This window comes from Commensalibacter sp. Nvir (assembly GCF_963921845.1).
Lineage (GTDB): Bacteria > Pseudomonadota > Alphaproteobacteria > Acetobacterales > Acetobacteraceae > Commensalibacter.
Genome location: NZ_CAWUGZ010000115.1, coordinates 1 through 9,474, shown reverse-complemented (window position 1 = coordinate 9,474; position 9,474 = coordinate 1). Strand labels below are relative to the sequence as shown.

Annotated in this window: 8 protein-coding genes; 7 read left to right on the top strand and 1 reads right to left on the bottom strand. The window is 36.6% G+C overall.

The window, feature by feature from the left end; all coding sequences use genetic code 11:
• Positions 1–270: 270 nt before the first annotated feature.
• From AABE15_RS07250 to AABE15_RS07220, 7 genes are all read left to right on the top strand, one after another.
• Complete coding sequence (locus tag AABE15_RS07250; RefSeq protein ID WP_338330622.1) at positions 271–639, top strand: NADH-ubiquinone oxidoreductase subunit NDUFA12 family protein; 369 nt, start codon at positions 271–273, stop codon at positions 637–639.
• 15 nt (positions 640–654) lie between these two features.
• A complete protein-coding gene (locus AABE15_RS07245) occupies positions 655–1,182 on the top strand; it encodes an outer membrane lipid asymmetry maintenance protein MlaD (RefSeq protein ID WP_338330621.1) in 528 nt (175 codons plus the stop codon).
• A 13-nt stretch (positions 1,183–1,195) separates the two neighbouring features.
• Positions 1,196–1,426 carry a hypothetical protein gene (locus tag AABE15_RS07240; protein ID WP_338330620.1) on the top strand — a complete coding sequence of 77 codons (231 nt, stop codon included), beginning with the start codon at positions 1,196–1,198 and terminating at the stop codon, positions 1,424–1,426.
• On the top strand, positions 1,423–1,968 hold the full coding sequence (locus tag AABE15_RS07235; RefSeq protein WP_338330619.1) for a DUF2155 domain-containing protein: 546 nt from the start codon (positions 1,423–1,425) through the stop codon (positions 1,966–1,968). The genes AABE15_RS07240 and AABE15_RS07235 overlap by 4 nt, the downstream gene beginning before the upstream one ends.
• Before the next feature lie 145 nt (positions 1,969–2,113).
• Entirely contained in the window at positions 2,114–2,626 is a 513-nt protein-coding gene (locus AABE15_RS07230) for a disulfide bond formation protein B (protein WP_338330618.1), read from the top strand.
• A 43-nt stretch (positions 2,627–2,669) separates the two neighbouring features.
• Positions 2,670–4,700 (top strand): NAD(+) synthase, encoded by a 2,031-nt coding sequence (locus tag AABE15_RS07225; protein WP_338330617.1) that lies wholly within the window; start codon positions 2,670–2,672, stop codon positions 4,698–4,700.
• 281 nt (positions 4,701–4,981) lie between these two features.
• Positions 4,982–7,291, top strand: coding sequence for a cbb3-type cytochrome c oxidase subunit I (locus AABE15_RS07220; protein WP_338330616.1), 2,310 nt, complete (start codon positions 4,982–4,984; stop codon positions 7,289–7,291).
• Positions 7,292–7,487: 196 nt separating this feature from the next.
• Here the strand turns inward: AABE15_RS07220 and AABE15_RS07215 are convergent.
• Positions 7,488–9,474: glycosyltransferase (locus AABE15_RS07215; RefSeq protein ID WP_338330615.1), on the bottom strand; the 1,987-nt coding region annotated here is incomplete at its 5' end.

The window sequence follows — 9,474 nt, the reverse complement described above, 5'->3', positions numbered from 1 at the left end:
CCTATGAATTTAGAGGATTGTGTGGATAACTCTTTATAAATTCAGTTATAATTAAATCGCTTTATTTGCTTTTGGAAATGATAAATAGGATTAGGATTAAAGTATTTACCAAATAAAATATATTGATTGAGGTAAATGATTTAAGTGTCTGGAAAGTGCAAATTTGTAAGCAAATTTTGCTTTGTTTAAAAAACAATATATCTTTATAGAATAAAGTTATGTAAAAGAGCTATGTTAGTAGTGTAAAATTTAATAGCATAAATAGAAAAAATGACCACATTAGTTACACGCCTTCATACTTTATTAAACGGTCGTTTTATTGGCAAAGATGATGATGGACGCCGTTATTTTGAATCTCGCAAATTAAATCGTTTGGGTGGGGGTGAGAAAAGACGAGCACGTTGGGTCATTTATAATAAAGGAGAAGATCCTTCAGCCGTACCACCCGAATGGTGGATGTGGTTGCATTACGAAACAGATTCTCCTTTACCGGCTTCTAAGCGACACCCTTGGCAAGCAAGTTATATGCCAAATTGCACAGGTACGGCAAAAGCGTATCATCCGCAGGGTAGCGATTACGAAGGCGGTAGAAGAGCAAAAGCTACTGGTGATTATGAGAGTTGGTTTCCTGGTCAATAGAAGTTCGGATATATAATGTCAATTTATTCTGCAAAAGTCACTCAGCAACTTACCGAATTCAGTATTGGTTTGATTGTAATTATTGTGTTTATTACCGGAATTATTATGGCAATAGTGGGTCATAGCCATGAAAGCGATAGTGGATACCTATTGAAAGCTTCTTTTGGGCGAGCAGATGGATTAGGAGTCGGGGCTGATGTTAAATTGGCCGGGGTTGACGTCGGACATGTAACGCATGAGCAAGTTAATCCCACAGATTACAAAGCTATTGTCACTTTTACGGTACGGTCAGATATTTCATTACCTACTGACACGGCAGCAATTATTACAAGTGATAGTCTATTGGGGGGAAAATATATTGATCTTTCTCCAGGAGGAAACGAAGAAACTTTACGCCCTAATAGTTTTATTAACCATACACAGGGCTCTATTAGTTTACAGGAATTGCTTACCAAATTTATCTTTTCGGTGACAGATAATATTTCCAAAAATGATGTTCATAATAGTAAAGAGAACCATGATTCTTTAACGAAATCACAATGAAAGCAAAAGTTAGATGAGTAGGGACCTTGGTTTTTGTGATAAGAGCATTCAATTTTGGCTTCAGTCAGATAACACTTTTATAACTTGTAAGGAAAAAATTAAAATTTTGGAGGAAAATTGCATTGAGCTTCGTCAGCTTATGCAGGATACTTTTGAAGATGCTATGCTTATTGGTGTTGATGAAAATTTTATGCGTACTTTGTTAAAAAATATGGTTGATAATTTGCGGAGTCCGAAATTATGAATCTGGTTAAAAAGGCCTATCCATTCTTTTTAATAGGTTTTTTTTTCATGTGTCATCGCTATAGTTTTAGCGAGGAAGTTAAAAATTCATTTGCCGATTCAAACAGCTGGTATGCTCAATCCCAGACAGTGGTTAGAGTTTTAGATAAGTTGGAGTCTAAAACGATTCTATTGACCATACCAGTAGGGAGTGAGACAAGTTATAAATCGTTGACGATTAAATCAAGAAAATGTCTGGTCAGATCTGACTCTTTACCCCGGGATAGCGCTGCGTATATTGATATCATTGACAGCGATTCTCCAAAAAAGATTACATTTTCGGCTTGGCTTTTCTCTGAAGAACCAGGGCTTTCTGTGTTTGAAAATCCGTTGTATAATGTGAAATTGGTTCGCTGCTCCGGTTCCGTAGAAAAAGATTTAAGTAAATTTAAACATGAAGGAACTCTACTTGACAATTCAGAAAATAATTCTTCAGGAACCCTTCCAAATTCTAACGAAGAATTAGAGAACTCTCTGCAGCAATCTATTGATAACCAGCGCTAATTTTTAGTAATGGGAGTTATCACAACCTTACTAAACAAATTTAATAATTTCATCTATGAAGACACGTTTTAATATTGAAAGTTGTAATCGTAGTGTAAAATTGCTTTTATGGTTTTATCAGATTATGCGTTAAAGGGGTTGAGCTGTGTCCTATTATCATCAACATTACCAAAATAAAATACTGGGAGTTTTAATGGTTGGGGCAGGTTTGCTTGCGCTTGCTTTTGCTTGGTTTTTAGAGGATATTTGGTACATGTCCCCATGCGGAATGTGCCTTTTGGAACGGTGGCCTTATCGATTAATGGTTGTATTTGGTATCATTGCATATTTTAGTAAATCTCGTTGGATTATAGGATTAATTTTAATTTTAATTTTGGCTAGTTTGGGACTGTCTTTTGTTCATATCGGTGTAGAACAGGGATGGTGGTTAAGCCCTTTACCTGAGTGTCGTATGCAAATGAGTACAAATCAAAATATTGAAACTCAATTTGCCAATATGCCTATGCGTCCCAGCAAACCTTGTGATTTACCCTCTTACCTTTTTACTTGGTTGCCTGTTTCTCTTACGATGATGAATGGACTTTATTCTTTGGCACTATTGGTAATAGTTTTAATTTTATTATCAAGCACTCGAAGGACTAGAAAATTTTACCACTAAATTATGATTCTTTTTTAAAAATTCTTTTTTTGTGGGGATATTTTTGAAAAATTTTTATTCAATATATGCACATAATTTAATCCGAACGGCCGTATGTAATTTCACTGTGAAATTGGCTGATCCCTCTGTTAATAGTAATAAAATTATAAATATTGCTAGGAAAGCGAACACAGAGTGTGTCGCACTCTGTGTTTTTCCAGAATTGTCTTTAACGGGTTATTCAATTGAAGATATAAGATTGCAAAAAGTATTGCTTGAAGAAGTTAATGTCGCTTTAAAGCATATTTGTCGTTCGACCATATCTTTTTTCCCCGTTTTGATTATTGGTGCCCCAGTTATCTTTCGAGGCGCTTTGTACAATTGTGCCGTTATTATTCATAAAGGGGAAATATTGGGCATTATTCCAAAATCTTATTTACCCAACTATCGTGAATTTTACGAAGCAAGGCAATTTAACAGCGGACGCAATGTGCAGAACGAAACAATTGATTTTTTAGGTCAATCTATTCCGTTTGGCGTCGATATAGTATTTCATTGTAAGGATTTCCCAAATTTAGTAATCGGGGTGGAAATTTGTGAGGATTTGTGGGTGCCCATCCCTCCAAGTACTTTTGCATGTATGGAAGGGGCTACCGTCATTGCTAATTTGTCTGCCAGCAACATTACTATTGGAAAAGCGGAACAGAGAAATTTACTTTGCCAATCTCAGTCGACGAGGGGAATATGTGCCTATCTTTACGCTGCCGCTGGTGAGGGAGAATCTTCAACAGATCTAGCTTGGGATGGCCAGCTTGCTATTATAGAAAATGGAAAACTTCTTGTTCAATCCGATCGTTTCCCACAAGGGGAATGTATGGTAATAGCGGATATTGATCTCGATATTTTACAGCAGGAGCGTTTGCATATGGGAACGTTCCATCAGTACGAAGCCAGACCTTATTCTTTCCGTTCTATTTCCTTTACCCTTGCTCCTTTATTAAAAGATTGTGGATTGAAAAGATCTGTTGAGAGATTTCCTTTCGTTCCATCTGATAAAGCACGTTTGAAACAAGATTGTTATGAGGCTTACCGCATTCAGGTTTCTGCTTTAAAACAACGGTTTTTGTCTACGGGTGCCCGAACGATGGTCCTTGGTGTTTCAGGAGGATTGGATTCTACTCAGGCTTTATTGGTGGCAGTGCAAGCAGCTGACGAGCTAAAATTGGATCGAAAATGTGTTTTGGGTTACACTATGCCGGGATTTGCAACCAGTTCTCAAACTAAGCAAAACGCAGAAACCCTCATGCAAACGCTGGGCATTCATTCTCAGTGTTTGGATATTCGATCTGCGGCACAACAAATTTTCAAAGACATTGGACATCCTTATGCGAAAGGTGAACATCGATACGATACCACTTTTGAAAACGTTCAAGCTGGTTTAAGAACGGATTATTTGTTTAGGCTTGCTAATTTGCATCAAGGAATTGTTATTGGCACAGGGGATTTATCAGAGCTTGCTTTAGGGTGGTGTACTTACGGAGTAGGCGATCAAATGTCTCATTATAACGTGAATGCTGGCTTACCCAAAACACTCATTCAACATTTGATAAGGTGGGTGATTTCGAGCGAGTATTTTTCGAAAGAGACAAGTCTGGTTTTACAAAAAATCCTTGATACTGAAATTTCCCCTGAACTTATTCCGCCTCAAGAGGGACAGACAATACAAAGCACTGAAGAAAAAATAGGCCCCTATGCTTTGCAAGATTTTAACCTGTATTATGTGCTGCGTTATGGATTAGCGCCTTCTAAGATAGCTTTTCTTGCTTATCATGCTTGGTCCGATAAGAGTGATAATTCTTGGCTACCCGTATACCCAACTGAAGAAAAAATTACTTACGATTTAAAGCAGATAAAATTCTGGTTGGAAGTTTTCTTCAATCGTTTTTTTGGATTTAGTCAATTTAAACGTTCAGCATTACCCAACGGGCCTAAAATTTCTTCTGGAGGAAGTTTGTCTCCTAGAGGCGATTGGCGCGCGCCTTCTGATGGCAATGCATCCATTTGGATTAACGAATTACGAAAAAATGTTCCATAAAATTTACACGATTTTGTAAAAAAAATATTTCAAAATTTATATAATATAACCAGCCTAAGAATTATATATCCATTTTTTAGAAATATGTTTTTCAATTTTAAGCTTTAAATCTGTACTTTGAATAATACCGTTCAATGTTAATAGTTGAGCCACAATTTTTCAATTAGCTAAAAAATGTATTTACAATACATGATATAATTCTATATTCTGTGTAAATATATTTTTTATTATGAAAAACTTAAAATAGTTACAATTTTATTTAGCAAATTTATAAGTCAACCATGCAACATTCTCATCAAAATGGTGTCATAAGCACGCTTTCACATGACGCGCTTGAACAATTAAACAAAGACCCTATTAACCGCGTAATCAAATGGGTCCTATTGATTACTGCTTTAGTTTGCTTTGGTGTGATGGGTTGCGCGACGGCGTTTACTTATTACAAAATATCACCTGTTCCAGAACATATTAGTTCTGTAAGTAATAATATTTTATTTACTCGCAATGATATTTATTTAGGTAAGCAGGGTTTTCAAAAAGCAGATTTAATTGATTATGGTAGCTTGTATGGCATGGGATCAATGTTTGGACCAGATTTTACCGCCGAAACTTTGGTTAATTTAGCAAAGTCAACTCAACACTATATCGCTCAAGAAGAATTTAAAAAAACATTTTCCAATTTAACAGCAGAACAACAAGTCGTTGCACAAAAAAAGATGCAAACTATGTTACGCGATACAGATTTGACTCAGTCTAATTTGAAACTACCTACTTCTTTGGCAAAGGCAGTTGTGGATGTTCGTGATCAATTATCGTATCAACTCTTAACTGACAATGCAAAAGCTGGATATTCTCGGGCTAGATCTATGGATCAAATCTCAGCTCAAAAAACTTCGGATTTTATCATTTATTCAGCGTTAACCACTGTGGGGCACCGCCCAAACAGTTCCATATCGTGGACACAGAATTGGCCCTATGAACCCATTGTAGGAAATTCTCCAACATCGCTGACCTTTGTTTGGACATGGATAGGATTTTGTTTCGTGTTCGCTGGATTTGGTGGCGTTATTGTTATCAATCGTTTATGGTTATCAGGCGAAGACAAGGGCACGATGGACTGTGTTATAGCCAGTTTTAGAACGTTAACACTCAGTCAAAAAAAGATTGGCAAATACTTCATTTTCGTCGTAGCAATTTTTCTTGTTCAGATTTTAGTGGGTGGGTTGATGGCTCATTATTACTCAGAAAGGGCAAATTTTTACGGTCTCCCTATTGGGCATTATCTTCCTTTTAATTTTTTAAGAAGTATACATTTACAAACCCCAGTAGTGTGGATTGCTTTTTCTTGGATTGGTGCAGGGTTATTTCTTGGTCCTATAGTGAGTGGAAAAGAAGCAAAATTTCAAGGACTATTCGTTGATATTCTTTTTTATGCGTCTGTCTTTGTTGTTGCTGGAATTGTCATTGGGAACTATCTCGGTATCATGGGATATATGCCTCATCTTTGGTTTTGGTTTGGAAACCAAGGCAACTCTTATTTAGAACTCGGTAGAGGATGGCAATATGCTTTTTTCGGAGCACTCTTATTGTGGTCGTATTTGATTTACCGCTCTTTTTGGCCAAATAGGCAAATATGGCAAGAGGCGCGTAAGGCTTTCCTGATAGGAAACATTCGTTTAGAACACCTCTTTTGGCTATCCACGTTGAACGTAGCTATATTATATGTTTTTGGAATGATTCCTATGTTCGAGGTTGGTAAATCTTATACGATGGATGATTACTGGAGATGGTGGGTAGTACATCTTTGGGTGGAAGAGTCGTTTGAGTTCTTTGCTGCTTGTGTAACCGCTTATTTATTAATGGGCATAGGGTTAGTTTCGCGTAATTTGGCTGAAAGAACCGTTTATTTTGAGTTAATTTTAATTTTTTTAGGGGGAGTCATCGGCACAGGGCATCATTTGTATTGGGCGGGAGAACCTTCATTTTGGATACCAATGGGCAGTATGTTTTCGTTTATCGAAGTATTGCCCCTTGTCTTGTTGGTAATTGAATCCATTGATCAATATCGCATTATTAGTATTCATGAAAATTTCAAATATAAACTTGGCTATATGTATATCATTGCAGCAGCAGTTTGGAATTTTGTAGGTGCAGGTGTATTCGGTGGGGGTGTGTTGAATGCTCCTTTAGTAAACTATTTTGAACATGGTACCTTTTTAACTTTAAATCATGCGCACACGGCTCTATTTGGAGCATTTGGTTTACTTGGATTAGGAATGATTTACTTTTGCTTACGCTATATTGCTGGGGATACTCATTCTTATGTAGAAAAATGGGGATTTATTGCCTTATTTTTCTACAATATCGCGTTAATACTGTGGACAGTATTAACGTTCTTTCCAGTAGGTTGGCCGCAATTAAACGCTGTTTATCAACATGGGTTAACCTATGCGAGAAGTCTTGATTTTTATAATACTAAAATATTTTGGCAATGGATTCGGATGTTTGGAGATATCATTTTTGCCGTGGGTGCTTTAATTATGGCCTGGGATTTCGTTATGAAACTAAAACCTCTCTATTCAAAAAAATAGATTGTTATAAAATTTATACAAGATTACGTAATTTCTAAAGTTTCAAATGTTTAATGGTATTTTTAGGTTGAAGTAACATCAATTGAATGTATTAAGTAGATTTTTGTTTACACTGAGTGCAGGATCGCAGCTCCTTAGTTTGAATTTTGATATTCGTAAGTATTGAATGGTTTTGAATTTGATTGTGTAATATAAATTATTTGTTTTTGTAAGGCGAATCATCAGGGAAAACCAAGTCTATCCAAGGATGGCGTTGGTTTACTAAAGAAACTACTCTAGGTTTATGGAAATTTTTTTCAGTCAAAGTCGTGGTCATGGAAGAATAATGAGCGCGATATTCAGCAGCGGCATCGTTAACTTGGGTTCCTCTTATTCCTAATTCTGCCAATTTACACCATAAATCGTAATCTTCCCATCCCATGGCGTCTTTATTTACATAATAGCCTCCAGCAGCAGCCCATGCCCATTTTGCGATTAAAGCCATTGCATCGATATAGTTACCGACGCTTAGCCTTAGAGGATGGAATGGTATGTTACCTCCTGTTGCCTTACCCCCTCCAAAATGATGTATCAACGGATAAGCATAACCGCTATTTGTTCCTTCAATTGCTTTGAATAATTTTGCGCATGTATCGGGTAGCAAACGGTTGTCTGCGTCTAATTGCATGGCGTACAATGTTTCGCAAGCAGCCATACCTATGTTTCTTGCTCCTCCTAAACCAATATTAAAGTTAGAACGTCTAATTTGTAATCGATTAAATCTTGTTTTATGTTTGATTGCCCAAGTTTGAATAAGTTCAAGTGAAGCATCCGTCGAACAATCATCAACAACAACAAGATCTAAATCTTTTAAATTTTGTGCTCTAACGGATTCTAAACATTCAATAATATAATCGCTATAATTGTAGGAAGTAACAACGACTGTTATTTCTGATTCAATCAATTGATCATAATCGAATAAAATTTCATTTTCAGGAATAAACGGAAGCTCAGAAGAAGCATAGTGCTTACGTGCGATTATTGTTTCTGTTGCTAATGCTGCGCCAATATCGTTGGTTAGGCTTTGTACCATAGTATTAAATAGGTAAGATTGCCGTTGTATACTGAAATTCCAAAGTACGTGGTGGTACGCATTTAAAGCAATTTTTTGTCGCAGGTTTCTATCATCTATTAGCTGTAACAAAATACTTTCCCATTTTTCAGGATTGGTGGCTAGAAATCCTGTTATTCCTGGTTGAACACAACGTTTCATGGGCTCTGTGGCAGATAAGACGGAGCAAACGTTAGCCAAAGAAGCTTCAAAATATTTCAGCTCGCTTTTGGCGTTGCAAAATACATTATTTTCTTCTAAAGGAGCAACTGAGATATCAAATCTCGCTAATTCTGTAGGCAATTGTTCAAGAGTAACAGTGTTTCGCCATTCAATACGATCTTGGAAGTCATTGAGTTCTGGAAACTCGTTCATTTGCAAAATGGGCTGTTGACTTTCAGGCTCTCTAAACAAAACCAATTTAACTTGAGGTCTTTTTTGAAAAATATTGATTAATGCGGGTACAAGTATAGCAAAATCTTTCTGATGGGTACGCGTTCCCGAAGCGTAACCTATTCTTACAAAACGATCTTCTTTAAGGTTTTGTTTTAATCGACTATGAAGTCGAGACAATTTTACGCACCGATCGTCAAATACATTTGGAAGAATAAAAATAAGGGGTCCTGCGTGTTTGGGAATAAGCTCTTGTGCCATATGCATCCTCATTTCTTGAGTTGTAGCAATGGCAAAATCCGTACGAAGCAATGTTTGCCTCATATTACCAAAAGTCCTAGAAGTTTCTGCTTCGGTAGATCCTATCGTACGTATACCATCTATAATTTCAATACTGGCATAATGTATTTTAAAAATAATATCGTCTGCATCAAATGCAGTTAACGTGTGATTTTTTCTAGCAATTTCGATAATAGTAGCAATATGTGTACTATACTCAACCCGCCAAAAAATTATAATGTCTGCCCATAGGATGTCATCAACGTTGATCGTTTTAATATCAATAATTTTGGCAACGTGTCCAGCCATGAGGCAGGCTTGTGCATTACGATGGCATCGATAAACAACCCCTGGCGTATGGGGCTCTCCTGCTAAAAAAATAATATGTTTTGGTCTGAAAGAGCAATTAACTTGTTTTAAT